Annotated in this window: 27 protein-coding genes; 18 read left to right on the forward strand and 9 right to left on the reverse strand. The window is 55.7% G+C overall.

Annotated features, from left to right (window positions below):
* The first annotated feature begins 2 nt into the window (after positions 1-2).
* Together rnr and rlmB are read left to right on the forward strand one after the other, a co-directional pair.
* Positions 3-2,444 (forward strand): ribonuclease R, encoded by a 2,442-nt coding sequence (gene rnr, locus ACOTX4_RS18250; protein WP_023315260.1) that lies wholly within the window; start codon positions 3-5, stop codon positions 2,442-2,444.
* Positions 2,445-2,507: 63 nt separating this feature from the next.
* Positions 2,508-3,239 carry a 23S rRNA (guanosine(2251)-2'-O)-methyltransferase RlmB gene (gene rlmB, locus ACOTX4_RS18255; protein WP_003856001.1) on the forward strand — a complete coding sequence of 244 codons (732 nt, stop codon included), beginning with the start codon at positions 2,508-2,510 and terminating at the stop codon, positions 3,237-3,239.
* Between the two features lie 91 nt (positions 3,240-3,330).
* Here rlmB and ACOTX4_RS18260 read toward each other — a convergent pair whose 3' ends face one another.
* Complete coding sequence (locus ACOTX4_RS18260) at positions 3,331-4,605, reverse strand: MFS transporter (protein WP_045330839.1); 1,275 nt, start codon at positions 4,603-4,605, stop codon at positions 3,331-3,333.
* Positions 4,606-4,800: 195 nt separating this feature from the next.
* Between ACOTX4_RS18260 and ACOTX4_RS18265 the strand changes: the two genes are divergently transcribed.
* A complete protein-coding gene (locus ACOTX4_RS18265; RefSeq protein ID WP_045330837.1) occupies positions 4,801-6,423 on the forward strand; it encodes an isovaleryl-CoA dehydrogenase in 1,623 nt (540 codons plus the stop codon).
* On the opposite strand, the gene ACOTX4_RS18270 is transcribed toward ACOTX4_RS18265, so the two are convergent.
* The 3 genes from ACOTX4_RS18270 to bsmA all read right to left on the reverse strand — a co-directional run bounded on the left by ACOTX4_RS18270 (position 6,420) and on the right by bsmA (position 9,275).
* Entirely contained in the window at positions 6,420-8,351 is a 1,932-nt protein-coding gene (locus tag ACOTX4_RS18270) for a methyl-accepting chemotaxis protein (RefSeq protein ID WP_045330834.1), read from the reverse strand. The two genes, ACOTX4_RS18265 and ACOTX4_RS18270, sit on opposite strands and share 4 nt — an antisense overlap.
* Positions 8,352-8,521: 170 nt before the next feature.
* A complete protein-coding gene (yjfN, locus tag ACOTX4_RS18275; RefSeq protein WP_003856009.1) occupies positions 8,522-8,797 on the reverse strand; it encodes a DUF1471 family protease activator YjfN in 276 nt (91 codons plus the stop codon).
* 148 nt (positions 8,798-8,945) lie between these two features.
* Complete coding sequence (gene bsmA, locus ACOTX4_RS18280) at positions 8,946-9,275, reverse strand: biofilm peroxide resistance protein BsmA (protein WP_063938072.1); 330 nt, start codon at positions 9,273-9,275, stop codon at positions 8,946-8,948.
* A gap of 137 nt (positions 9,276-9,412) precedes the next feature.
* On the opposite strand from bsmA, the gene yjfP reads away from it, so the two are divergent.
* Positions 9,413-10,135 (forward strand): esterase, encoded by a 723-nt coding sequence (yjfP, locus tag ACOTX4_RS18285; RefSeq protein ID WP_003856013.1) that lies wholly within the window; start codon positions 9,413-9,415, stop codon positions 10,133-10,135.
* Here the strand turns inward: yjfP and ulaR are convergent.
* Both ulaR and ulaG read right to left on the reverse strand, forming a co-directional pair.
* On the reverse strand, positions 10,132-10,887 hold the full coding sequence (gene ulaR, locus ACOTX4_RS18290; RefSeq protein WP_003856014.1) for an HTH-type transcriptional regulator UlaR: 756 nt from the start codon (positions 10,885-10,887) through the stop codon (positions 10,132-10,134). The two genes, yjfP and ulaR, sit on opposite strands and share 4 nt — an antisense overlap.
* A 110-nt stretch (positions 10,888-10,997) precedes the next feature.
* Positions 10,998-12,062, reverse strand: a complete 1,065-nt coding sequence (ulaG, locus tag ACOTX4_RS18295) for an L-ascorbate 6-phosphate lactonase (RefSeq protein WP_045330831.1) — start codon at positions 12,060-12,062, stop codon at positions 10,998-11,000.
* 359 nt (positions 12,063-12,421) lie between these two features.
* Between ulaG and ulaA the strand changes: the two genes are divergently transcribed.
* From ulaA to ACOTX4_RS18325, 6 genes are read left to right on the forward strand one after another with little or no spacing between them, the layout of a single operon-like run.
* Positions 12,422-13,822, forward strand: coding sequence for a PTS ascorbate transporter subunit IIC (gene ulaA / locus ACOTX4_RS18300; RefSeq protein WP_003856019.1), 1,401 nt, complete (start codon positions 12,422-12,424; stop codon positions 13,820-13,822).
* Between the two features lie 12 nt (positions 13,823-13,834).
* The gene (gene ulaB, locus ACOTX4_RS18305) at positions 13,835-14,140 is read left to right on the forward strand and encodes a PTS ascorbate transporter subunit IIB (RefSeq protein ID WP_003856022.1); all 306 of its coding nucleotides are present in this window, start codon (positions 13,835-13,837) and stop codon (positions 14,138-14,140) included.
* A 9-nt stretch (positions 14,141-14,149) separates the two neighbouring features.
* Positions 14,150-14,617 carry a PTS ascorbate transporter subunit IIA gene (gene ulaC, locus ACOTX4_RS18310; protein ID WP_003856024.1) on the forward strand — a complete coding sequence of 156 codons (468 nt, stop codon included), beginning with the start codon at positions 14,150-14,152 and terminating at the stop codon, positions 14,615-14,617.
* Between the two features lie 12 nt (positions 14,618-14,629).
* The gene (gene ulaD / locus ACOTX4_RS18315) at positions 14,630-15,280 is read left to right on the forward strand and encodes a 3-keto-L-gulonate-6-phosphate decarboxylase UlaD (RefSeq protein ID WP_003856025.1); all 651 of its coding nucleotides are present in this window, start codon (positions 14,630-14,632) and stop codon (positions 15,278-15,280) included.
* A 9-nt stretch (positions 15,281-15,289) separates the two neighbouring features.
* On the forward strand, positions 15,290-16,150 hold the full coding sequence (locus tag ACOTX4_RS18320) for an L-ribulose-5-phosphate 3-epimerase (RefSeq protein WP_421635410.1): 861 nt from the start codon (positions 15,290-15,292) through the stop codon (positions 16,148-16,150).
* On the forward strand, positions 16,143-16,829 hold the full coding sequence (locus ACOTX4_RS18325; RefSeq protein WP_003856029.1) for an L-ribulose-5-phosphate 4-epimerase: 687 nt from the start codon (positions 16,143-16,145) through the stop codon (positions 16,827-16,829). Before ACOTX4_RS18320 ends, ACOTX4_RS18325 begins: the two co-directional genes overlap by 8 nt.
* A 134-nt stretch (positions 16,830-16,963) precedes the next feature.
* On the opposite strand, the gene yjfY is transcribed toward ACOTX4_RS18325, so the two are convergent.
* The gene (gene yjfY / locus ACOTX4_RS18330) at positions 16,964-17,239 is read right to left on the reverse strand and encodes a DUF1471 family protein YjfY (protein ID WP_045330827.1); all 276 of its coding nucleotides are present in this window, start codon (positions 17,237-17,239) and stop codon (positions 16,964-16,966) included.
* A gap of 340 nt (positions 17,240-17,579) precedes the next feature.
* Between yjfY and rpsF the strand changes: the two genes are divergently transcribed.
* From rpsF to ACOTX4_RS18355, 5 genes are all read left to right on the forward strand, one after another.
* Entirely contained in the window at positions 17,580-17,975 is a 396-nt protein-coding gene (gene rpsF, locus ACOTX4_RS18335) for a 30S ribosomal protein S6 (protein ID WP_003856034.1), read from the forward strand.
* 6 nt (positions 17,976-17,981) lie between these two features.
* Entirely contained in the window at positions 17,982-18,296 is a 315-nt protein-coding gene (priB, locus tag ACOTX4_RS18340; RefSeq protein WP_003856035.1) for a primosomal replication protein N, read from the forward strand.
* 4 nt (positions 18,297-18,300) lie between these two features.
* A complete protein-coding gene (gene rpsR / locus ACOTX4_RS18345) occupies positions 18,301-18,528 on the forward strand; it encodes a 30S ribosomal protein S18 (RefSeq protein ID WP_000135199.1) in 228 nt (75 codons plus the stop codon).
* Positions 18,529-18,569: 41 nt separating this feature from the next.
* The gene (rplI, locus tag ACOTX4_RS18350) at positions 18,570-19,019 is read left to right on the forward strand and encodes a 50S ribosomal protein L9 (protein ID WP_003856039.1); all 450 of its coding nucleotides are present in this window, start codon (positions 18,570-18,572) and stop codon (positions 19,017-19,019) included.
* 152 nt (positions 19,020-19,171) lie between these two features.
* Complete coding sequence (locus ACOTX4_RS18355) at positions 19,172-20,101, forward strand: DMT family transporter (protein ID WP_017383942.1); 930 nt, start codon at positions 19,172-19,174, stop codon at positions 20,099-20,101.
* 46 nt (positions 20,102-20,147) lie between these two features.
* On the opposite strand, the gene ACOTX4_RS18360 is transcribed toward ACOTX4_RS18355, so the two are convergent.
* A complete protein-coding gene (locus ACOTX4_RS18360) occupies positions 20,148-20,786 on the reverse strand; it encodes an OapA family protein (protein WP_045330822.1) in 639 nt (212 codons plus the stop codon).
* Positions 20,787-21,017: 231 nt separating this feature from the next.
* Between ACOTX4_RS18360 and fklB the strand changes: the two genes are divergently transcribed.
* Both fklB and cycA read left to right on the forward strand, forming a co-directional pair.
* Positions 21,018-21,638: an FKBP-type peptidyl-prolyl cis-trans isomerase gene (gene fklB / locus ACOTX4_RS18365; RefSeq protein WP_008502892.1), complete on the forward strand. Its 621-nt coding sequence runs from the start codon at positions 21,018-21,020 to the stop codon at positions 21,636-21,638.
* 314 nt (positions 21,639-21,952) lie between these two features.
* Entirely contained in the window at positions 21,953-23,362 is a 1,410-nt protein-coding gene (cycA, locus tag ACOTX4_RS18370) for a D-serine/D-alanine/glycine transporter (protein ID WP_003856045.1), read from the forward strand.
* An 86-nt stretch (positions 23,363-23,448) separates the two neighbouring features.
* Here cycA and ytfE read toward each other — a convergent pair whose 3' ends face one another.
* A complete protein-coding gene (gene ytfE / locus ACOTX4_RS18375; RefSeq protein ID WP_003856046.1) occupies positions 23,449-24,111 on the reverse strand; it encodes an iron-sulfur cluster repair protein YtfE in 663 nt (220 codons plus the stop codon).
* 245 nt (positions 24,112-24,356) lie between these two features.
* On the opposite strand from ytfE, the gene ACOTX4_RS18380 reads away from it, so the two are divergent.
* Positions 24,357-26,006 (forward strand): methyl-accepting chemotaxis protein, encoded by a 1,650-nt coding sequence (locus ACOTX4_RS18380; protein WP_003856047.1) that lies wholly within the window; start codon positions 24,357-24,359, stop codon positions 26,004-26,006.
* Positions 26,007-26,055 lie beyond the last annotated feature (49 nt).

Raw genomic sequence — 26,055 nt, forward strand, 5'->3', positions numbered from 1 at the left:
ACATGTCACAAGATCCTTTCCAGGAACGCGAAGCCGAAAAATACGCGAATCCTATCCCCAGCCGCGAGTTCATCATTGAACACTTAACAAAACGCGAAAAACCCGCCAATCGTGAAGAACTTGCCGTTGAATTAAACATTGAAGGTGAAGAGCAAATTGAAGCCCTTCGCCGCCGCCTGCGCGCCATGGAGCGTGACGGGCAGCTGGTCTTTACTCGTCGCCAGTGCTACGCGCTGCCAGAACGCCTCGACCTGCTGAAAGGCACCGTTATTGGTCACCGCGATGGCTTCGGCTTCCTGCGCGTGGAAGGCCGTAAAGACGATCTGTACCTCTCATCCGAACAGATGAAGATGTGTATTCACGGCGACCAGATCCTGGCGCAGCCGCTGGGTGCAGACCGTAAAGGCCGCCGCGAAGCGCGCGTGGTCCGCGTGCTGGTGCCGAAAACCAGCCAGATCGTTGGCCGTTACTTTACCGATGCGGGCGTAGGCTTTGTGGTGCCGGACGACAGCCGTCTGAGCTTCGACATTCTCATCCCGCCTGAAGAGGTGATGGGCGCACGCATGGGCTTTGTGGTGGTGGTTGAACTCACCCAGCGCCCGACCCGCCGTACCAAAGCGGTGGGTAAAATCGTTGAAGTGCTGGGCGATAACATGGGCACCGGCATGGCCGTTGATATGGCGCTGCGCACCCATGAAATTCCGTACGTCTGGCCGAAAGCGGTTGAAGACCAGATCGAAAACCTGCGTGAAGAAGTGCCGGAAGAGTCCAAAGCAGGCCGCGTGGATCTGCGCGATCTGCCGCTGGTCACCATTGATGGTGAAGACGCCCGTGACTTCGATGATGCCGTGTACTGTGAGAAAAAACGTGGTGGTGGCTGGCGTCTGTGGGTGGCTATCGCGGATGTGAGCTACTACGTGCGTCCACACACGCCGCTGGATAACGAAGCGCGCAGCCGCGGTACGTCGGTCTACTTCCCGTCTCAGGTTGTACCGATGCTGCCAGAAGTGCTCTCCAACGGCCTGTGTTCCCTCAACCCGCAGGTGGACCGCCTGTGTATGGTCTGCGAAATGACCATCTCCAGCAAGGGACGTCTGACGGGCTATAAGTTCTACGAAGCAGTGATGAGTTCCCATGCGCGCCTGACCTATACCAAGGTCTGGCATATGTTGCAGGGCGATCAGGATCTGCGCGAACAGTACGCGCCGCTGGTCAAACACATCGAAGAGCTGCACAACCTCTACAAAACGCTGGATCAGGCGCGCGAAGAGCGCGGCGGGATCTCGTTTGAGAGTGAAGAGGCGAAGTTTATCTTTAACGCTGAGCGTCGTATCGAGCGTATCGAGCAGACCCAGCGTAACGATGCGCACAAGCTGATTGAAGAGTGTATGATCCTGGCAAACATCTCGGCGGCACGTTTCGTTGAGAAAGCCAAAGAGCCTGCGCTGTTCCGTATTCACGACAAGCCAACCACGGAAGCCGTAACCTCGTTCCGCTCCGTGCTGGCTGAACTCGGCCTGGAGCTGCCTGGCGGTAATAAGCCTGAGCCACGCGATTACGCCGAGCTGCTGGAATCCATCAGCGATCGTCCTGACGCGGAAATGCTGCAAACCATGCTGCTGCGCTCCATGAAGCAGGCGATTTACGATCCGGAAAACCGGGGCCACTTTGGTCTGGCTTTACAGTCGTACGCGCACTTCACTTCGCCGATCCGCCGTTATCCGGATCTGTCCCTGCACCGTGCGATCAAGTATCTGCTGGCGCACGAGCAGGGTCATAAAGGCAATACGACCGAAACCGGAGGGTATCACTACTCCATGGAGGAGATGCTGCAACTGGGCCAGCACTGTTCCATGACCGAGCGTCGTGCGGATGAAGCAACGCGCGACGTGGCGGACTGGCTGAAGTGTGACTTTATGCTGGATCAGGTGGGTAATATCTTTAAAGGCGTGATTGCCAGCGTCACCGGCTTTGGCTTCTTCGTGCGTCTGGATGAGCTGTTTATCGACGGTCTGGTGCACGTTTCCAGCCTCGATAACGATTACTACCGCTTCGACCAGGTCGGACAACGTCTGATCGGCGAATCCGGCGGCCAGACCTACCGTCTGGGAGATCGGGTGGAAGTGAAGGTTGAAGCCGTGAATATGGACGACCGTAAAATCGACTTCAGCCTCATCTCCAGCGAGCGTGCTCCGCGTAACGTCGGGAAAACCGAGCGTGAGAAAGCGAAAAAAGGTGGCAACGGTAAAGCGGGCGGCAAGCGACGTCAGGCAGGTAAAAGAGTAAACTTTGAGCCAGACAGCGCTTTCCGTGGCGAGAAGAAACAGAAGCCCAAGGCGGCAAAAAAAGACGCTCGTAAAGCGAAAAAACCGTCGACCAAGACCCAAAAAATAGCGGCCGCGACCAAAGCGAAGCGCGCGGCGAAGAAACAGCAGGCGGAGTAATTTCCCCTCACCCTGACCCTCTCCCCAACGGGAGAGGGAAAATATTTATTACGAGAACCATCAATGAGTGAAATGATTTACGGCATCCACGCGGTGCAGGCCCTGCTGGAGCGCGCGCCGGAGCGTTTTCAGGAAGTTTTTATTCTGAAAGGGCGAGAAGATAAACGTCTGATGCCGCTGATCCACGCGCTGGAAGCGCAGGGCGTAGTGATCCAACTGGCGAACCGCCAGTATCTGGATGAGAAAAGCGAAGGAGCTGTACACCAGGGCATTATCGCGCGCGTGAAGCCAGGCCGTCAGTATCAGGAGAACGATCTGCCGGATCTGATCGCTGAGCTGGATAACCCGTTCTTCCTGATCCTTGATGGCGTAACCGACCCGCATAACCTGGGCGCGTGCCTGCGTAGCGCCGATGCAGCAGGCGTGCATGCGGTGATTGTGCCAAGAGATCGTTCCGCGCAGCTTAACGCTACCGCTAAAAAAGTTGCCTGCGGCGCGGCGGAAAACGTTCCGCTGATCCGCGTGACTAACCTGGCGCGCACCATGCGTCTGTTGCAGGAAGAGAATATCTGGATCGTCGGCACAGCCGGTGAAGCGGATCACACCCTGTATCAGAGCAAAATGACCGGCCGCATGGCGCTGGTGATGGGGGCAGAAGGTGAAGGCATGCGTCGTCTGACGCGCGAGCACTGCGACGAGCTGATCAGCATCCCGATGGCAGGCAGCGTGTCGTCCCTGAACGTTTCTGTTGCGACGGGTATCTGCCTGTTCGAAGCGGTGCGTCAGCGCGGGTAGCCTGTTGTGCCGGGTGGCGGCTTCGCCTCACCCGGCCTACAAAAGCATGGTAACGTAGGCCCGCTAAGCGCAGCGCCACCGGGCAACAATCTCACTCCTCTAACGACCGTAAATGGTCATCCTTCCTCAGCGTCATCAGCGCGAAAATACTCACCACCGCCGTTGCCATCACGTAGTACGCCGGAATATCCAGATTGCCCGTCTCTTTAATCAGCCCGGTAATGATCAGCCCCGCGCAGCCCGAGAAGATCGCATTCGACAGAGAATAGGCCAGCCCCAGCCCGGTATAACGCACGCGCGTCGGGAACATCTCAGACAGCATTGCCGGCCCCGGCCCTGCCAGCATCCCAACCAGACCTCCCGCAATCAGCACCACAATCGCTTTGACCGCCAGCGTACTGGTTTCCGCCTGCAAAATTTTCAGCAGCGGCAGGGCGAGGATCAGCAGGAGCACGGTGGCGATAATCATCACCGTCCGCCGCCCGATCCTGTCGCTCAGCATGCCCGACGGAATGATCGTGAGCGCAAACCCAATGTTAGAAATCACCGCAATCAGCAGCGCCTGGTTAAAACCGGTGTGTAGCGCAGATTGCAGATAGGTCGGCATAATCACCAGATAGGTATAGCCCGCCGCAGACCAGACCATCACGCGGCCAATGCCCATCAGGATGGTTTTGAACGTGGCGGCGGTGGTGGCCTGAGTAACAACCGGTTTTTCCCGTTGCTGCACAAAGCTCGGCGTCTCTTCCATGCTCACCCGCAGCCATAGCGCGACCGCACCCATCGGCAACGCCAGGAAGAACGGAATGCGCCAGCCCCAGTCGTGCAAGGCTTCAGGGGAGAGCAGGGCAGAGAGCAACGCGACAATGCCTGCGCCCGCTAACAGCCCGAGCGCCACGGTGAAGGACTGCCATGCCCCGTAAAGACCGCGCTTGCCGCGCGGGGCGAACTCCGTCATCAATGAGACCGCACCGCCATACTCACCGCCCGCGAACAGTCCTTGCAGAATACGCAGGAGTGTAACGATCAGCGGCGCGGCAATCCCGATACTGGCGTAGACCGGCACAATACCGATGGCAGCGGTGGCGAGCGTCATCAATACCAGCACGATAATCAGCGTCGGTTTGCGGCCAATCCTGTCGCCAATGCGGCCAAAGACCACCGCACCCAGCGGACGGAAGAAGAAAGCGATGGCGAACGAGGCCCAGGTAAGGATCAGGCTGGTGAGCTCCGCTTCCCCCTCAAGCTGGAAGAAGTTTCTGGCAATCACCGTTGCCAGAAAACCGTAGACCGCAAATTCATACCACTCGATGAAATTACCGATGGAGCCTGCAATTAATGCACGCTTGTGCGCATCCTGTTGCATAACGATCCTCACAAAAACGGGGTAAGAATAAATTATTCAGCATTAGTGAAGTAATGAAATAGTTTATTCTTATGTTCTGTGAGCTATTTCACGAATGATATCAACACGATCGTCATCGTGTGACCCCCCTCCCATGCAGCGTGCATGCCCTCTGTCCATACTTACCTTTATTGCCAATGAAAGGAGGGAGACAGCATGCACTGGCAGACACATACCGTTTTTAATCAACCTGCACCGCTATCGAACAGCAACCTTTTTCTCTCTGATTGCGCCCTGCGCGATGCGGTAGCGCGCGAAGGGGCTGAGTGGGATGTGGATCTTCTTGCCAGCATCGGACAGCAGTTGGGTACGGCGGAGTCGCTGGAGCTGGGCAGGCTGGCGAACGTTAATCCGCCGGAGCTGCTGCGTTATGACGCCACGGGAGTGCGGCTGGACGACGTCCGCTTTCATCCGGCATGGCATCTTCTGATGCAGGGGCTTTGCGCCAACCGGGTGCACAACCTGGCGTGGGAGGAGGAGGCGCGGAAAGGATCGTTCGTCGCCAGGGCCGCGCGTTTTGTGCTGCATGCTCAGGTGGAGGCGGGAACGCTATGCCCGGTGACCATGACCTTTGCGGCCACGCCGCTGTTGCTACAGTCGCTACCCAAACCGTTTCACGACTGGTTAACGCCGCTGATGAGCGATCGTTACGATCCCCATCTCGCACCGGGGGCGCAAAAGCGCGGCCTGCTGATCGGCATGGGGATGACGGAAAAGCAGGGCGGTTCGGACGTACTCAGTAATACCACCAAAGCAGAGAAATGCAGTGATGGCAGTTACCGGCTGGTGGGGCACAAATGGTTTTTCTCCGTGCCGCAGAGCGATGCGCATCTGGTGCTGGCGCAGGCGAAGGGCGGGTTGTCCTGCTTTTTTGTCCCGCGTTTCTTACCCGACGGGCAACGCAATGCCGTGCGCCTTGAGCGTCTGAAGGACAAGCTCGGTAACCGTTCAAATGCCAGCAGTGAGGCTGAGTTCCTTGATGCTTACGGCTGGCTGCTGGGCGAAGAGGGTGAAGGTGTCCGGCAAATTCTTAAGATGGGTGGGCTGACGCGCTTTGACTGCGCGCTTGGCAGCCACGGACTGATGCGCCGTGCGCTCTCGGTGGTGCTTTATCATGCCCATCAGCGGCAGACCTTCGGCAAAAATCTGATCGACCAGCCGTTAATGCGCGACGTGCTAAGCCGTATGGCGCTGGTGCTGGAGGGACACACGGCACTGCTGTTCCGACTCGCCCGGGCGTGGGATAACCGCACCGACCCGCAGGAAGCCGCATGGGCGCGGCTTTTCACGCCGGCGGCAAAATACAGCGTCTGCAAAGCGGGCATACCGTTTGTGGCAGAGGCAATGGAGGTGCTGGGCGGTGCAGGCTATTGCGAAGAGAGTGAGCTTCCGCGGTTGTACCGTGAAATGCCCGTCAACAGCATCTGGGAAGGCTCTGGCAATATTATGTGCCTGGATGTACTGCGCGTACTGGCGAAGCAGTCGGGCATTCTCGACCTGCTCGCCGATGATTTCGCGCAGGTAAAAGGCCAGGACAGGCACTTCGATCGCAGCTGGCGGCAGCTACAGCAGAAGCTGCGTAAACCGCAGGAAGCGCAGGGCAGGGAGATCGCGCGGCAGCTCTTTTTACTCGGGGCCGGAAGCCAGATGCTGCGGCACGCAACGCCGCCCTTGGCGCAGGCGTGGTGCCGCATGATGCTGGATACCCGGGGCGGCACGCTGATGAGCGAACAGGTGCAAAACGACCTGCTGCTGCGCGCCACGGGCCGGGTCGGTTAAGCTTTAAGCTGGAACAGGCTCACCAGCCGGGTGAGATGTGAACCCTTCTCGCGCAGCGTCTGCGCCGTCTGCTCGCTGCGTGAGATACGATCGGCATTGATGTGCGATGCCTCACCGATGTGCGTCATCGCCAGATTCACCTGACCAATCCCCGCAGACTGCTCGCGGGAGGCGTGGTTGATCTCGGTAACAAGCTGGCTGATGTTATCGATATGAACAATGATGGCATCCATCGCCAGACGCGTCTGCTCAGAAAGCGCATGGCCTTCGCTCACCTTGTTCAGCGTGTCGCCAATCAGCTGCTCAATCTCTTTTACCGCGTTGGCGCTGCGTGCGGCCAGGGCGCGCACCTCTTGCGCCACCACTGCGAAACCTTTCCCGTGCTCGCCCGCCCGCGCCGCTTCAACCGCCGCATTGAGCGCCAGAATATTGGTCTGGAAAGCGATGGACTCAATCACGCGGGTGATGTCTTCAATGCGTTTCGATGCATCACGAATATCATCCATGGTGGAAACTGCGTGGGTCACCGTCTCTCCACCCTGATGCACCGCGCGCGAGGTTTCCCCCACCAGCTGCTGAGTTTGCTCCATGTTGGCGGCATTTTGCTGCACGGTGGCGGCTAATTGCTCCATACTGGCGGAGGTCTCCTCAACGCTGCTGGCCTGTTTGTTGATCTGTTCAGAGATCTCGCCGGTATCTGAAGCCAGCGCGTTAGTCCCCAGATGGATTTCGCTTGCGGCCTCGCGGACCTGCAACACAATTTTTTGCAGGCCGCCCCCGATCCCGTTGATGGCATCAATCAGCTGGCCGACTTCATCCTGGCGGGTTACCGGCAGGCTGGCGCGAAGATCGCCTGCGGCATACTGCCGGGCAAGCGCGATCACTGCGCGCAGTGGGCGGGTTAGCATCCGGCGAATGAGGATAACGAACAGGCCCGCGAAGAGCGCGGATAGCACCACGCCCGCCATCAGGAAGCGATCGCGCAGCGTGGTGACGCTTGAAAGCAGTACGGCTTTATCCACTTCACCCACGATGGTCCAGTTCCAGCCCGGCAGCGGCGTGTAGGCGACTTTGAGCGTACGGCCATCCGCGCTCACGCGTTCCAGCGTGCCGGCTTTATCACTCAGAAGCTGCTGCTGTGTCGCCGTGTCCCAGTTGGGCAGTTTGCCCTCTTCGCTGGCATGGAACAGATACTGTCCGCGCGTTTTACCGCTGCTGCGATCCAGTACAAAGAAGTGACCGCTCTCGCCCAGACGACGGTTAAGGATTTTCTCGCGCATGACGTTCCAGGAATGGGTGATGTCGACGCCAACAAAGATAATCCCGATAACCTGGCCTTCCGCATTTTTAACAGGCTGGTACTGCGTGATATAGCGCTTGCCGAACAGCAGCGCGAGGCCGCGATAGACCTCCCCTTTGGTGACAGCCGCAAATGCCGGGCTGGTGGTATCAAGAACGGTTCCGATGGCGCGGTCGCCATTCTCTTTGCGCAGCGACGTGGCCACGCGGATAAAATCGTTACCACTGCGGACAAACAGCGTCGAGATGGCCCCCGTTCGGCTCAGGAAGTCATCAGAAAGCGTATTGTTTTCATGCAACTCCGTTTCACCGCCCTTCAGCAGAGGAACGGTAAGGCCGTTAATGGTGCGGCTCTGGCTGCTGTCGCTGTTCAATGGCTGTGGCAAAAAGGTGGTGAACAGGCGGGTATAGCTCTCGACCTCTTCGCTCAGGCTGGTGTTGAACATCTCTACCATATCCACCATGCCGGTAGACTGGTTATGTAGGTCTTCAATCGCAAGATCTTCAAGCTGCTGGCTGGCGTTGTGGCTCAACAGAAAAGTGAACAGCAAAAAAAGCGTGGCGACACTGGCACCTGTTAGCAGCGATAGCTTCGTGCCCAGACCTGCCCGGCGGAAAAAGGTGATCATAAATTGCTCATTATTGAAAAGTGATGGCTGTTCAACGGCAGAGCAGAGATAACGTTTACCTTTTTAATGTAACCTAATGTTACATGTTTGTTTTCGTTAGGTTTTGGGAAAGATAAAAAATTTGCAAAAGTGAAAAGCCACTAAAATTAAGTGGCTTTTATCGGAAGGGATTAGGCATAAAGAATGGCCTGCACGCGCCAGTGATTAACATGGTGATCTTCCTGCATCTGGACGATGCGATACCAGGATGCGCCCTGTTCATCGGCCTTCAGAGCGACGACACGTTCAACGTCTTGCGGACTCCCCGTGATATTATTGACGGAGATCTGACCAATCTCGTTCAGGCCCGTGACGCAATCCGCGCTGGCAAATTCGGCCGACTGCGCCGTGGTGCTCAGCAGGCCCGCTGAAAGCAATAGCGTCGTTAAAGCAAGGGTTCGTTTCATCGTCAGCTCCTTTTCACGTGTCTCCGGTATCCGCCGGGCAATCCTTCGCGAATAAACTCATTTCCATTGTTGCTGGCATGGAGTTTATTGTGGACAGGAAAATGTCTACGGACGCAAAGCAGTGTAAAAGTCGTTCAAATGATGATGCTTACTTACGGTACAAAATGCCCTGGGCATACCACTGTCCCGTAATAATGGTTTCATCAAGCATCGTGATGACGTAATAATCTGCTTTTGCGGCAACGGCCTGCGCTTCAATTGCGTCTTCTGCATCATCCGGGGAACCACGAACCATCGCGGATACGGTACCCAGGCGTTGTAATCCTTCCGTCTGATTACGACGAATTTCCTGAGGATGATCGGTAACCGGCGGCGCCGGTTCTGGCGTACCCTGCAATACGGAACATCCGCTGAGCAGCGAGACCAGCAATAAAGCGGTAAGCCTGCGCATAAACCTGTCTCTTTTCCTGATAGCCATAGTGTAGTTGTCTGCGAATTTAGTTTTGGGGGAATGTTCCCGAAGTGTTATCTGGGACGTAGATTTCGAATGAAAATATCGTGAAACCGTAATCCAGCTCTCAACATTATGAATCATTCATCAGCACAGGATCGACAATGATTGAAATTGAAACTCGCCAGCTGAGTGAGCATGAAATCATCCATGCTTTTCCGGCTGGTAAAGGTGAACAGCCGCTGCCGACGGTAGTTTTCTATCATGGCTTTCTCTCCTCGAAGCTGGTCTACAGCTATTTTGCCGTCGCGCTGGCGCAGGCCGGTTTCCGGGTGGTCATGCCTGATGCGCCGAATCATGGGGCACGCTTTACGGGCGATGAGCAGGCGCGGCTGGGGCTGTTCTGGCAAACGCTGCACGGCAATCTGACCGAGTTCGCCGGGCTGCGTGACGCGCTCTTGCAGGCCGGGCTGGTGGAGGGGAAACGGCTGGCGGTCGCAGGCGCATCAATGGGCGGAATGACGGCGCTGGGGATCATGGCCAGGCATCCGGAGGTGACGTCCGTGGCTTGCCTGATGGGATCGGGCTACTTTACGTCGCTGGCAAAGACGCTGTTCCCGCCGCAGGCCCCTCAGGAGATTGAGACCCTGTTGTCTGAATGGGACGTCAGCCATGCGCTTTCGCAGCTGGCCGATCGTCCGCTGCTGCTGTGGCATGGGGATGCCGACGACGTCGTACCGACCGGTGAAACTTTCCGCCTGCAACAGGCGCTACAGCGCGAAGGGCTGGACAGCAATCTGACCTGCCTGTGGGGAGCGGGTGTCCGGCACCGTATTACCCCGGAGGCGCTGGAAGCCACCGTGGCGTTTTTCCGCCAGCACCTTTAAACGCGCAGCACCGTGACACCCTGATCCTCCAGCTTGCTGAGGATCTCGGGGTTGGCGTTTTTGCCGGTGATCACCATGCTGATTTGCTCGGCGCGGCTGAAAAGCATGCCGGCGCGTTCACCGACCTTGCTGCTGTCGACCAGCACCACCAGCTTGCCCACCACGTTAAGCATGTTCTGCTCTGCCATTGCGGTGAGCATATCGGTTTTATACAGGCCATCCGCCGTCAGACCTTTGCCGCTGGTAAACATCCAGTGCCCGGCGTAGAGGCTGTTTTCACTGTCCTGCGGGCTCAGGGTGATGGACTGGCTCTTGTTATACTGGCCGCCCATGATCACAACGCTTTCATGTTCCTGGTCAATGAGATAATTGGCCAGCGGCAGATAGTTGGTAATGATTTGCACCGGCTTGCCGCACATTTCACGGCCCAGCAGAAACGCCGTCGAACCGCAGTTGATCACCACGCTCTCCCCGGGATTCACCAGCTGTGACGCCGCTCTGGCAATTCGCACCTTTTCATCGTGATTCTGCGCCTGGTGGATGTTCATCGGCGTCCAGCGTGGACGCTGCTGGCTGATGGCCTCTGCGCCATTGCGGACTTTTTTCAGCTTGCCGCTCTCATCCAGCTTGTTGATATCCCGTCGCGCGGTAGCGGGGGAGATCCCTAAACGTTCGATCACTTTCTCGACGGTGATAAACCCTGTTTGCGCCAGGAGTTCCAGTAAAATTTGATGCCGTTGCGCTTCCGTCATGAGCTATTCCGATAAGAATTGATTTGAAAAGATGATATTTGAAATAGCGTGAAATTACTAAAATAAAAATGACATCGCCAGACGCAGGGTCTGGCGATAGGGCCTCGGTATCAGAGGAAGGACTTGAACGGCAGATCGGGTTCAATCGTAAAGCAATCATCGAAACCACGCGGGTAGTGATACTCAAGATTGTCTTTATCCAGCGGCCAGGTGAACTTGCCGCCAACCTGCCAGATGAACGGCTTGAAGCCATACTTGAGGCGGTCTTTTTTCATCTTCCACAGGACGCGGATCTCTTGCGGATCGGCCTGGAAGTTTGACCAGATATCATGGTGGAACGGGATCACCACTTTGGTTTTCAGCGCTTCGGCCATACGCAGCATATCCGCGCTGGTCATTTTGTCGGTGATCCCGCGCGGGTTTTCACCGTAAGAGCCAAGCGCCACGTCAATCTGATGCTCGTTACCGTGCTTCGCGTAATAGTTGGAGTAGTGGGAGTCACCGCTGTGATACAGGGAACCGCCAGGCGTTTTGAACAGGTAGTTCACCGCGCGCTCATCCATCCCGTCTGGCAGTACGCCTGCGGCTTTCTGGTCGGCAGGCAGGGTGATCAGCGCGGTGCGGTCAAAGGCATCCAGCGCGTGAATCTCAATGTCTTTGATTTTCACCACGTCGCCCGGCTTCATCACGATGCAGCGCTCTTTTGGCACGCCCCAGCCAATCCACAAATCCACGCAGGTCTGCGGCCCGATAAACGGTACGTCGTCCGCGCAGTTTTGCATTACCGCTGCCGCCACGTTCACGTCGATATGATCGTTGTGATCGTGGGTAGAGAGAACGGCGTCGATCTGGCGAATGGCAAAAGGATCAAGCACAAAAGGCGTGGTGCGCAGGTTCGGCTGGAGCTTTTCAACGCCGGCCATACGCTGCATCTGGTGGCCTTTTTTCATCAGTGGATTGCCGTGGCTCTGTTTGCCGGTGCCGCACCAGAAATCAACACAAATGTTGGCGCCGCCTTCTGATTTCAGCCAGATCCCGGTGCAGCCCAGCCACCACATCGCAAATGTGCCAGGAGCAACCTGTTCCTGCTCGATCTCTTCGTTCAGCCAGCTACCCCACTCCGGAAAGGTACTCAGAATCCATGATTCACGGGTGATGGTTTTCACTTTACTCATCGTTTGACTCCTGGTTTTAATCAAAAGTAATCATACAGTGACTTGTTGTGATTAATGCTGGCACTGTTTAAACCGATTTGCAATGGCTTATTTACGGAAACTTCCCCTCGCCACATCACAGAAAAAACATCATGACGTTGATAAGATAACCGCTATAAATGATTAATATACTGAAAATTAAGAATTTATTTATTGGATTGGTTCGGTAGTGAAAATCATTACTAACGCCATGGAAATAAATTGCGTGATCCGTCACAAATAATCAAATGCAATCTTGTGATGATTATTTGTGATTAATAGAGTGATGACACTAACCACACAGGGATTGCCCCTCGTGTTCTCATTTTCTGGAGAGAGTTATGGAGATCCTCTACAACGTCTTTACCGTTTTCTTTAATCAGGTAATGACCAACGCCCCGCTGTTGCTGGGTATCGTGACGTGCCTGGGGTACATCCTGCTGCGCAAAAGCGTCAGCGTGATTATCAAAGGCACCATCAAAACCATCATTGGTTTTATGCTGTTGCAGGCGGGGTCTGGCATTCTGACCAGCACGTTTAAGCCGGTTGTTGCCAAAATGTCAGAGGTGTACGGCATTAACGGCGCCATCTCTGACACTTACGCGTCCATGATGGCCACCATCGATCGCATGGGAGATGCATACAGCTGGGTTGGGTATGCGGTACTGCTCGCGCTGGCGCTGAACATCATTTACGTGCTCCTGCGCCGTATCACCGGTATTCGCACCATCATGCTCACCGGGCACATCATGTTCCAGCAGGCGGGTCTGATTGCCGTTTCTCTCTATATCTTCGGCTACCCAATGTGGACCACGGTCATCTGCACGGCAGTGCTGGTCTCACTTTACTGGGGCATCACCTCCAACATGATGTATAAGCCAACGCAGGACGTTACGGACGGCTGCGGTTTCTCCATCGGTCACCAGCAGCAGTTCGCCTCCTGGATTGCTTACAAAGTCGCGCCGTACCTGGGCAAAAAAGAGGAGAGTGTTGAAGATCTCAAATTGCCTGGCTGGCTGAATATCTTCCACGACAACATCGTCTCCACGGCAATTGTGATGACCATCTTCTTCGGCGCCATCCTGCTCTCCTTTGGCATTGACGTGGTGCAGGCGATGGCGGGTAAAACCCACTGGACGGTCTATATCCTGCAAACCGGTTTCTCCTTCGCTGTTGCTATTTTCATCATCACCCAGGGCGTGCGTATGTTCGTCGCCGAACTGTCGGAAGCGTTTAACGGCATCTCCCAGCGCCTGATCCCTGGCGCGGTGCTGGCGATTGACTGTGCGGCTATCTATAGCTTTGCGCCAAACGCCGTCGTCTGGGGCTTTATGTGGGGCACCATCGGCCAGCTGATTGCGGTCGGCATCCTGGTGGGCTGTGGCTCCTCAATCCTGATTATTCCTGGCTTTATCCCGATGTTCTTCTCCAACGCCACTATCGGCGTGTTTGCTAACCACTTCGGCGGATGGCGCGCAGCGCTCAAGATCTGCCTGGTGATGGGCATGGTTGAAATCTTCGGGTGCGTGTGGGCGGTCAAGCTCACCGGCATGAGCGCCTGGATGGGCATGGCGGACTGGTCAATTCTGGCGCCGCCGATGATGCAGGGCTTTGCGTCCGTCGGGCTGGTCTTTATGGCCGTCATCATCCTGATTGCCCTGGCTTATATGTTCTTCGCTGGCCGTTCGCTGCGGGCTGAAGAAGATGCGGAAAAACAAACAGCAGAAGTGTCTGCTCATTAAGGAGTTTCGATTATGACCGTACGTATCCTGGCTGTGTGTGGCAATGGGCAAGGTAGCTCCATGATCATGAAGATGAAAGTGGACCAGTTTTTAACCCAGTCAAACATTGACCACACGGTGAACAGCTGCGCAGTGGGTGAATACAAAAGTGAACTGAACGGCGCGGACATCATCATCGCCTCAACGCACATTGCCGGCGAGATTAGCGTGTCGGGCAACAAATACGTGGTAGGCGTACGCAACATGCTGTCGCCTGCGGATTTCGGACCAAAGCTGCTGGAAGTGATCAAAGAACACTTCCCACAAGACGTGAAGTAAGGATGCCACATGAAACTACGTGATTCGCTGGCAGAGAATAACTCCATCCTTTTACAGGCCGAAGCCAGCACCTGGCAGGAAGCGGTGAAGCTGAGCGTGGATCTGCTGGTTAAGGCTGACGTTGTCGAGCCGCGTTACTACCAGGCGATTCTGGATGGCGTGGCGCAGCATGGCCCTTACTTTGTGATTGCGCCAGGCCTGGCGATGCCGCATGGCCGCCCGGAAGAGGGCGTCAAGAAAACCGGCTTCGCGCTGGTGACGTTGAAAACGCCGCTGGTGTTTAACCACGAAGATAACGACCCGGTCGACATCCTTATCACTATGGCGGCTGTCGATGCCAATACCCACCAGGAGGTGGGCATCATGCAGATCGTCAATCTGTTTGATGATGAAGCTAATTTTGACCGTTTACGCGCCTGCCGTACCGCGCAGGACGTGCTGGATTTAATTGATAACGCCACTGCGGCGGCCGTTTAAGAGGAATTTAAAATGTCATTACCAATGTTGCAGGTCGCGCTGGATAACCAGACTCTGTCTCACGCTTACGAAACCACCCGTCTGATTGCGGAAGAAGTGGACATCATCGAAGTCGGCACCATTCTGTGCGTGGGCGAAGGCGTTCGTGCGGTTCGTGACCTGAAGGCGCTCTATCCGCATAAAATCGTGCTGGCGGATGCCAAAATCGCCGATGCGGGCAAAATTCTCTCTCGCATGTGCTTTGAAGCCAACGCCGACTGGGTCACCGTGATCTGCTGTGCGGATATCAACACTGCGAAAGGCGCGCTGGACGTGGCGAAGGAGTTCAATGGCGACGTGCAGATTGAACTGACCGGTTTCTGGACCTGGGAGCAGGCGCAGGAGTGGCGCGAAGCAGGTATCCAGCAGGTGGTTTATCACCGCAGCCGTGATGCGCAGGCCGCAGGCGTGGCGTGGGGTGAAGCCGATATCAGCGCGATCAAACGTCTGGCCGATATGGGCTTCAAAGTGACCGTAACCGGTGGCCTGGCGCTGGAAGATCTGCCGCTGTTCAAGGGGATTCCAATTCACGTCTTTATTGCCGGTCGTAGCATTCGCGATGCGGAATCTCCGGTGGAAGCTGCGCGTCAGTTTAAACGCTCAATCGCTCAGCTTTGGGGTTAAGGAGCGGGTATGTTGTCAAAACAGGTCCCGCTTGGCATCTATGAAAAGGCACTCCCTGCGGGGAAGTGCTGGCTGGAGCGGTTACAGCTGGCGAAGCAGCTGGGTTTCGATTTTGTCGAAATGTCGCTGGATGAGACGGACGAGCGTCTTGCTCGCCTGGACTGGAGCCGCGACCAGCGTCTGGCGCTGGTGAGCGCCATTGCCGAAACCGGCGTGCGCGTGCCATCCATGTGCCTGAGCGCTCATCGTCGTTTTCCGCTTGGCAGCGAAGATGATGCCGTACGCGCCGAAGGGCTGGAGATCATGCGTAAAGCTATTCGCTTCGCACAGGATGTCGGCATCCGCGTGATCCAACTGGCGGGTTATGATGTTTACTATCAGGAAGCCAATGATGAAACGCGCCGTCGTTTCCGTGACGGCCTGAAAGAGAGCGTTGAGATGGCAAGCCGTGCGCAGGTGACGCTGGCGATGGAGATCATGGATTATCCGTTGATGAACTCCATCAGCAAGGCGCTGGGCTACGCGCACTATCTGAATAACCCGTGGTTCCAGCTTTATCCGGATATCGGCAACCTGTCGGCATGGGATAACGACGTACAGATGGAGCTTCAGGCGGGCATCGGGCATATCGTGGCGGTGCACGTTAAAGATACCTGTCCCGGCGTGTTTAAAAACGTACCGTTCGGCACCGGGGTGGTGGATTTCGAACGGTGCTTCCAGACGCTCAAACAGACAGGTTATTGCGGGCCTTACCTGATTGAGATGTGGAGCGAAACCGCGGACGATCCGGCGGCAGAAGTGGCGAAAGCCCGGGACTGGGTGTGCGAGCGCATGGCGCGGGCAGGACTGATGGAGGCGGAACATGCTTAAGCTGAAACAGCAGGTCTTTGAAGCCAATATGGATCTCCCGCGCTATGGACTGGTGACGTTTACGTGGGGCAACGTAAGCGCCATCGATCGCGAGCAGGGGCTGGTGGTGATTAAGCCGAGCGGCGTGGCCTATGACGCCATGAAAGCGGACGATATGGTGGTGGTTGACCTGGAAGGACTGGTCGTTGAAGGCAAATGGCGTCCTTCTTCTGATACGGCAACCCATCTGGCGCTGTACCAGCGTTACCCGTCCTTGGGGGGGATTGTACATACCCATTCCACGCACGCCACCGCCTGGGCACAGGCCGGGCTGGCGATCCCTGCTTTGGGTACAACGCACGCGGACTACTTCTTCGGTGATATTCCCTGCACGCGGGCGTTAACGCAGACTGAGGTCGAAGGCGAGTACGAACTTAACACCGGCAGGGTCATTATCGAAACGCTGGGTGAGACGGAACCACTGCATACGCCGGGTATTGTGGTGTACCAGCATGGTCCATTCTCCTGGGGTAAAGATGCGCATGACGCCGTGCATAACGCGGTGGTGATGGAAGAGGTGGCCAGAATGGCGTGGATTGCGCGCGGCATTAACCCACAGCTTCAGGGCATTGATGATTATCTGATGAACAAGCATTTCATGCGTAAGCACGGCCCGAATGCTTATTACGGGCAGAAGTGAATAAGTGCTCTGGAATACCGAAACAGTTGTAACCGGTGGTATTCCGGAGCCATTTATAAAAAAAGCCCCCGGGCAGGGGCAAATTATATATGGCTTTGATTTTCTTTGGCTTTCCTGGTGCTAGCGATAAAGCGTTACTGGTAAATATCTGCACTGGCGTGCATATTACCGTTGCTGCCGGGCTCACGTGTCAGCATGACGTGATAGTATTTTGCGCCCTGCGCATCGGTTTCTTCATTAAGCGCCTGATCTGCTTCACTTTCAGTGGCGAAGTTATGATTGATGTAAATAACGCCTAAGCTCTGCACATCATCCATGTTTCTGGCCTGTTGGCTGTCTATTCTGATGGCTGTCATCGCGTTTGCACTGAGCAAAAGCGCAGCCAAAATGGCGATTGCGATTCTTTTCATGATATGCGCTCCACGACTGCGTGCTGTGATACGGGGGAATGCTCTCCTTCTCTGTTCAGGGTTTCTGATTAAAGTGTAATCGCTACCCGGGTTGGGATGGGTGACCATTTCTGATGATGTTGTTCAAAAAAACAGCGCTTCTGATGAGTGCGATTTTAAATCACCCACTTAGAACAGCTTTACCCTTTGTGCGAATTATTTGTGCAATCAGCTTGAGTTTCCTGGGGGGCGCAAGTATTATGACGCGTCAATTTTTCAGCCGACCTTTAACACGTTCCTTGCCTCCCCGGGCCTCGGCTGACCCAGACAGGAGGCTGAATAATCCGTAAGGAGCAATTCGATGCGTCATTACGAAATCGTTTTTATGGTCCACCCTGACCAGAGCGAACAGGTTCCGGGCATGATCGAGCGTTACTCTGCTGCCATCACTGGTGCAGAAGGCACGATCCACCGTCTGGAAGACTGGGGCCGCCGTCAGCTGGCTTACCCGATCAACAAACTGCACAAAGCACACTACGTTCTGATGAACGTTGAAGCTCCGCAGGAAGTGATCGATGAGCTGGAAACTACCTTCCGCTTCAACGATGCCGTTATCCGCAGCATGGTTATGCGTACCAAACACGCAGTGACCGAAGCATCTCCGATGGTTAAAGCGAAAGACGAGCGCCGTGAGCGTCGCGATGATTTCGCAAACGAAACCGCAGATGATTCTGATGCTGGGGATTCTGAAGAGTAATTTCTGATGACCAACCGTCTGGTGTTGTCCGGCACCGTGTGCAGGACCCCCCTTCGAAAGGTCAGCCCATCAGGAATTCCGCATTGCCAGTTCGTGCTTGAGCATCGTTCTGTGCAAGAGGAAGCCGGGTTTCACCGGCAGGCGTGGTGCCAAATGCCCGTAATTATTAGCGGACACGAAAACCAGGCCATTACTCACAGTTTAACGGTCGGTAGCGCAGTAATCGTTCAGGGGTTCATTTCTTGCCACAAGGCAAAGAACGGCCTGAGCAAAATGGTTCTGCATGCCGAGCAGATTGATTTGATAGATTCTGGAGACTAGCCATATGGCACGTTATTTCCGTCGTCGCAAGTTCTGCCGTTTCACCGCGGAAGGCGTTCAAGAGATCGACTATAAAGATATCGCAACGCTGAAAAACTACATCACCGAAAGCGGTAAGATTGTCCCAAGCCGTATCACCGGTACTCGTGCAAAATATCAGCGTCAGCTGGCTCGCGCTATCAAACGCGCTCGCTACCTGTCTCTGCTGCCGTACACTGATCGTCATCAGTAATCGGGCACGGTCCATTAATACGACTTTAAGAGGATAAGGTAATGCAAGTTATTCTGCTTGATAAAGTAGCAAACCTGGGCAGCCTGGGTGATCAGGTAAACGTTAAAGCGGGTTACGCTCGTAACTTCCTGGTTCCACAGGGTAAAGCTGTTCCAGCTACTAAGAAAAACGTAGAGTTTTTCGAAGCACGTCGTGCTGAACTGGAAGCCAAACTGGCTGACGTTCTGGCGGCTGCTAACGCTCGCGCTGAAGCAATCAACGCACTGGGCACCGTTACCATCGCGTCCAAAGCTGGCGACGAAGGTAAACTGTTCGGTTCCATCGGTACCCGCGATATCGCTGATGCAGTTACTGCGGCAGGCGTTAAAGTGGCTAAGAGCGAAGTTCGTCTGCCGAACGGCGTTCTGCGTACCACTGGTGAGCACGAAGTTGACTTCCAGGTTCACAGCGAAGTATTCGCTAAACTGGTTGTTAACGTAGTAGCAGAGTAATTTTTTACTCTGCTCGCGTCGAAGCGCCGGCCTTGTGCCGGCGTTTTGCTTTTTAGCATGACCCTACGTTATCTTTTGCTCTTGTAAGGTCGCTATTCCTGACGCATTCTCTAATAATAAATTGAAACGCAATTTTATTTATGAGATTTGTCATGGATACTGCTCTGCCCACGCCCGTCTTTGCCCGTCGAAATGTGGCCTATGCCTGCGCCACGCTCTGCTGTCTGCTTTGGGGAAGCTCGTACCCGGCCATTAAAAGTGGCTACGAACTCTTTCAGATCGCGACCGATGATATCCCCTCCAAAGTCGTCTTTGCCGGATACCGTTTTCTGTTTGCCGGCGCGTTGCTGCTGCTTTTTGCCCTGGCCCAGCGAAAACCGATTGGCAGGCTCACGCCCACGCAGTTTGGCCAGCTCACGATCCTCGGACTGACCCAGACCTCCCTCCAGTACACCTTCTTTTATATCGGCCTGGCCTACACGACCGGGGTGAACGGCTCCATCATGAATGCCACCGGGACCTTCTTCAGCGTGCTGCTGGCGCACTTTATCTACCACAACGACAAACTCAGCTATAACAAAACGCTGGGGTGTGTTCTGGGCTTTGCCGGGGTGATGCTGGTGAACTTCCACAGCGGGTTAAGTGAGTTCCAGTTTGTGTGGAAAGGTGACGGATTTGTGGTGCTGGCCGCCTTTATTCTCTCTGCGGCCACGCTTTACGGGAAACGCATTTCCCAGACCGTTGACCCGACGGTGATGACGGGATGGCAGCTGGGGATAGGCGGGGCGGCACTGGTTGCGGGAGGCTATGCCACGGGCGGGACGCTGGAGGTGCACAGCATGAAAGCCGTCGCCGTGCTGGGGTATCTGACGCTGCTCTCATCCGTGGCGTTCGCCCTGTGGAGCGCGCTGCTGAAAGTAAACCGCGTGAGTATGATTGCCCCGTTCAACTTTGTCATACCTGTAGCAGGGACGGTGCTCTCCGCCATCTTCCTCGGCGAAAACATTCTGGACATCAAATACGCGATTGCGCTGGTGCTGGTCTGCTCGGGGATCTGGTGGGTGAATAAACGGCGTGCCTGAGAACAAAAGTGCCGGGTGGCGGCATCGCCTTACCCGGCCTGGGCCATTAACGTGCTCTGATGAAACTGCCGTCCGGCTGGCGGGTAAACAGTACCTGCTGCCCGTTTCCGGTATCGATCGTTAACCCGGTCACCACGCCGCTGGCATTCTGACGGATCTGCACCATCTGACCATTTTGCAGGTTGCTGAGCGGCTTGCCTGCCCCCTCGACTTGCGCCATGGCATACACATCCGTTGCGGGCAAATTGTGGTCGCGGAACAGCTGGGCAAGAGTTTTCCCAGGCTCTACGCGATACGAACGCCACTGCTGCTCAATGCCGGTGGGCTGTTGCGCCTGTGGCTCTGAAGGGGCGGCGGCCTGCTCCTGATCTTCCTGAACAGGTTCAGGTTCAACCGGCGCAACCTGGCCCGGATCGTTAGACGGTGTGACCAGCTGCGTCTGCATCGGCTGTGAACCAGGCTGCGGCTGGCTTTGCGACTGGATATCCAGCTCAGCATTCCGGCTGACCGGCGCGGTATCAACGTTGTCACTGCCGGAAGGAAGCAGGAAGCCGATGACGATCAGCAACGCGCCGATGATAATGCCTCTGCGATGCAAAGGCGGCAGCGGGTCCATGATGCGAAAGTTATCCGGCGCATGCCAGATTTTCGCCAGGGTAGGTTTCAGTTCAAATCGCCCGGGCATGGCTCTCCTCCTGCTCCGCGTCTTTTTATCCTGTCCTGAGAAGTGTAGTTTGCTAACTGCCTGATGGGCGTAACAAAGCCAGCTTTCGTGACATATATTAGGGAAAATCCTGACGGCTACTATTGTTTCCGTTTCGTCGCAGTTTGTCACCTTTACTTAAGACAAAGTTTTACCCATAAGGGCATGGCTGATATGCTGCCCGCTACTTTAAATGTGATGGAAGGAAAACCCATGACCACCCCGACTTTTGACACTATCGAAGCGCAGGCAAGCTACGGCATCGGCTTGCAGGTAGGACAGCAGCTGAGCGAATCCGGCCTGGAAGGTCTGTTACCGGAAGCGCTGGTGGCGGGTATCGCTGACGCGCTGGAAGGCAAGCAGCCCGCTGTGCCGGTTGACGTTGTGCACCGTGCGCTGCGTGAAATCCACGAACGTGCTGACGCCGTGCGTCGCGCGCGTTTCGAAGAGATGGCGGCAGAAGGCGTGAAATATCTGGAAGAGAACCGTGAGCGTGAAGGCGTGAACAGCACCGAGTCCGGCTTGCAGTTCCGCGTAATCAATCAGGGTGATGGCGCAATCCCGGCGCGTACCGACCACGTTCGCGTACACTACACCGGTAAGCTGATCGACGGTACCGTGTTCGACAGCTCCGTCGCGCGTGGCGAACCGGCTGAGTTCCCGGTCAACGGCGTTATCGCAGGCTGGATCGAAGCCCTGACCCTGATGCCAGTAGGTTCCAAATGGGAACTGACTATCCCGCACAACCTGGCTTACGGCGAGCGTGGCGCTGGCGCGTCCATTCCGCCATTCAGCACCCTGGTGTTTGAAGTCGAGCTGCTGGAAATCCTGTAATCGGTTTTTCTTATTTTCCTCTCTCCGATCGGGGAGAGGAAAATAGCGATAAAACCCGGAGTTACGACGGAATCAACATTTTGTATTGCAAACGAAACTGTTACGTGTATTTTTGTGAGCTGTTTCGCGCTGTATGAGTGATATGACACTCACTTTCAACATATTATTAACATAATATTCAAATCATAGTATTCATCCCGCCGATTCTTACCTACTATCGATTAGTCCTTACACAGGGGCCGTCATTTATTTGGCGTAAATAAAGGCCAGAAGAGCCTTAACAACACAGACAGGCATAAACAGGAAAATATCACATGGTAGATCAGGTCAAAGTCGCCGCCGCAGAAGAGGCGACGTCTGAACAGTCGCTACGGCGAAATCTCACGAACCGTCACATTCAGCTTATTGCCATTGGCGGAGCCATCGGCACAGGGCTGTTTATGGGCTCGGGCAAAACCATCAGTCTTGCCGGCCCGTCGATCATCTTCGTTTATATGATCATCGGTTTTATGCTCTTTTTCGTGATGCGTGCAATGGGTGAATTGCTGCTCTCGAATCTTGAATACAAATCCTTCAGCGACTTCGCGTCAGACCTGCTCGGCCCGTGGGCGGGCTATTTTACCGGCTGGACCTACTGGTTCTGCTGGGTGGTCACCGGCATGGCTGACGTTGTGGCCATCACGGCGTACGCGCAATTCTGGTTCCCAGGGCTATCGGACTGGGTGGCTTCGCTGGCGGTGATTGTCCTGCTGCTGAGCCTGAACCTCGCCACCGTTAAAATGTTCGGTGAGATGGAGTTCTGGTTCGCGATGATCAAAATCGTCGCCATCATCGCGCTGATTGTCGTCGGGCTGGTGATGGTGCTGACGCACTTCCAGTCGCCAACCGGCGTACAGGCGTCGTTTGCCCATCTGTGGAATGACGGCGGCTGGTTCCCGAAAGGGATCAGCGGCTTCTTTGCCGGCTTCCAGATTGCGGTGTTCGCGTTTGTCGGGATTGAGCTGGTCGGTACCACGGCGGCGGAAACCAAAGATCCGGAGAAATCCCTGCCGCGCGCGATCAACTCCATTCCGCTGCGTATCATCATGTTCTACGTGTTCGCGCTGATCGTCATTATGTCCGTGACGCCATGGAGTTCGGTGGTGCCAACCAAGAGCCCGTTCGTCGAGCTGTTCGTGCTGGTGGGACTGCCTGCTGCCGCGAGCCTGATTAACTTCGTGGTGCTGACCTCTGCGGCCTCTTCCGCGAACAGCGGCGTCTTCTCCACCAGCCGTATGCTGTTCGGTCTGGCGCAGGAGGGCGTTGCTCCGAGCGCGTTTGCCAAACTGTCTAAACGCGCGGTACCGGCGAAAGGGCTGACCTTCTCCTGCATCTGTCTGCTGGGCGGTGTGGTGATGCTCTACGTCAACCCGAGCGTAATCGGCGCGTTCACCATGATCACTACGGTGTCGGCGATCCTCTTCATGTTCGTCTGGACCATTATCCTCTGCTCATACCTGGTGTACCGCAAACAGCGTCCACACCTGCATGAGAAGTCGATCTACAAGATGCCGCTGGGCAAGCTGATGTGCTGGGTGTGCATGGCGTTCTTCGTCTTCGTGCTGGTGCTGCTGACGCTGGAAGAAGATACCCGCCAGGCGCTGATCGTCACGCCGCTGTGGTTTATTGCGCTGGGGCTGGGCTGGCTGTTTATCGGTAAGAAACGTATGGCGAGCATGCGTTAAGCATGTTGCCGGGTGGCGCTGACGCTTACCCGGCCTACGTTCGCGGACGTTGTAGGCCCGGTAAGCGCTAGCGCCGCCGGGCTTTTTTATTCCCCCGCTAATGCACGCGGGAACAGAACGTTATTCTCAAGACTGATGTGTTCCATCAGATCGTCGATCATCTCGTTAATGCCGTTGTACATGGCTTTCCAGGTGGTGCACGCCTCTGGCGGCGGTGTGACGTTGTCGGTGGTGTGTTTAATCACTTCCAGCAGTTCGCCGGCGTCATCATGTTCGCTTTCCATCACGCTGATGGGCCCCATGGCCTGGCTGCCCATGCCCTGTTTGATCATCGGGAAGAGGATCTGCTCCTCTTTCATCATGTGGCTGGAAAGTTCTTCGTGCAGCATGGTCAGGTATTTCGCCAGGCCGCGCGGTACGGAAGGTTTATCGGCATGAACGCGTTCAACTTTGGTCGCCTGTAAAATCAGCTCCGGCAGCTGCTCGCGGTGACGATCGTGGTAACGCACAATGATATGGTCGATGATTTCAGCCAGCGGCGCAGTGCGCCAGTCTTTGTCGACGGGCTGTTCAGCCAGCTGAGCCAGCTCCGCTTCGATAGCCTCTACATCCAGCTCTTTACGCGACGCTGCGCGCGCCAGCGTTTGCTTACCGCCGCAGCAGTAATCCATATCATATTTACGGAACAGCGCAGAAGCGCGAGGGATGGAGAGCGCCAGCTCGCCTAAGGGTTGGTCGCGGAAGGCCATAGCAGTTACCTCATCATCAGAAATATAAGATGCATTTTAAATGCATCTTTAAGTGGATACTATAACCCTTTAGAGGCAAGGGTGAAAACGAGAAAGGGATCACAAAAAAAGCATGCTTTTAACTTGCTGATTGAATGCAGAAAAGGGCTTTCGAAAGTTTTTAAAGGTGGAGAAACAGTAAACAACCTGCCGCGCGTGCCGATAGATACAGGTCAGACAATACCTGTATATAAATAAGGCAACGCATGTTTAAACGTATAAAAGTCATTACTCTTTTGATTTCGGTGCTGCTTGTGCTCGGCATCATGCAGCTGATCTCCGCTGGCATTTTCATTAATGCACTCAATAACGATAAAGAGAACTTCACCGTTTCTCAGCTTTCCAGCCAGAACGTTGCGGAGTTTACCGACGCCTGGATCAGCCTGAACCAGGCGCGCGTCACCCTCAACCGCGGCATGCTGCGCCTGCAAAGCAGCATGGCGTCGCAGATTAACGGCGGGCAGTTGAACGAGCTGGTCAATACCGCGAAAAACCTGCTGGCCGATGCCCAGACCCATTACGATAAATACTATGCGCTGCCGGAAACGCCGGGTATGGACGAGCACCTGGCCGATCGCCTGGAAGAGCAGTACCGCGTCTACTCCGCCACGCTGACGCAAATGAACGTTCTGCTGGGGCAGGGCAATCTGGAAGATATGTTCAAACAAAATGCCGAACAGAAGCAGACCGCGATGCAAAAGGTTTATCGCGAGTGGCGTGAGGCGCAGGCCGCGCTGACCGCCAAAGGTATCCAGGACAATGAAAGCGACTACAAACGCATTCTGTGGATCCTTTCTGCGGTGATGCTGCTGGTGATCGCGGTGATTATTTCCAGCTGGATTGCGATGCGCCGCGTGCTGCTGCTGCCGCTGGAAGAGGTGATCAACCATATCCGCGCCATTGCCGCAGGGGATTTAACCCAGCCGATTCAGGCTGAGGGTAAAAATGAAATGGCGATCCTGGCGCGCAACGTTCAGGAGATGCAGACTGCGCTGGCCAACACGGTGGGCGTGGTGCGTGAAGGCGCAGATACCATCTACACCGGCGCGGGTGAAATCTCGGCGGGCAGCAACGATCTCTCCTCCCGTACCGAGCAGCAGGCCGCTTCTCTGGAAGAGACGGCAGCCAGCATGGAACAGTTAACCGCTACCGTGAAGCAAAACGCCGATAACGCGCGTCAGGCGTCACGCCTGGCGCTGGACGCCTCCTCCACCGCGAAGAAGGGTGGTAACGTGGTGGAAGGCGTGGTGCGGACGATGGACGAAATCGCCACCAGTTCCAGCAAAATCGCGCAAATTACTAACGTGATCGACGGCATTGCTTTCCAGACCAATATTCTGGCGCTGAACGCGGCGGTAGAAGCGGCGCGCGCGGGCGAGCAGGGACGTGGCTTCGCGGTTGTCGCGGGCGAGGTGCGTACCCTTGCCCAGCGCAGTGCGCAGGCGGCGAAAGAGATCAAAGCGCTGATCGATGATTCCGGCGAGCGTGTTAACGCGGGCTCTCAGCTGGTGAATGAGGCGGGCGCGACGATGGCGGAGATCGTCAATGCGGTTACGCGCGTGACGGACATCATGGGTGAGATTGCGTCGGCCTCCGACGAACAGAGCCGCGGTATCGACCAGGTGGGTCAGGCGGTGGCGGAGATGGATCGCGTCACCCAGCAGAATGCCTCACTGGTGGAAGAGTCTGCGGCGGCAGCGGCGGCGCTGGAAGATCAGGCTGCACGCCTGAACGACGCGGTGGCGGTGTTTAAGATCACCCGCAATCAGGCGGTGAAAGCCGCGCCGGTAAAGACCTATGCACCTAAAGCGCAGCCCGTCGCGGCGGCGTCTGAAGCGAACTGGGAAACGTTCTGATACTGTGCCGGGTGGCGCTGACGCTTACCCGGCCTACGGTTTTGTAGGC

Source organism: Enterobacter cloacae complex sp. IR5459 (genome assembly GCF_049238005.1).
GTDB lineage: Bacteria > Pseudomonadota > Gammaproteobacteria > Enterobacterales > Enterobacteriaceae > Enterobacter > Enterobacter hormaechei_C.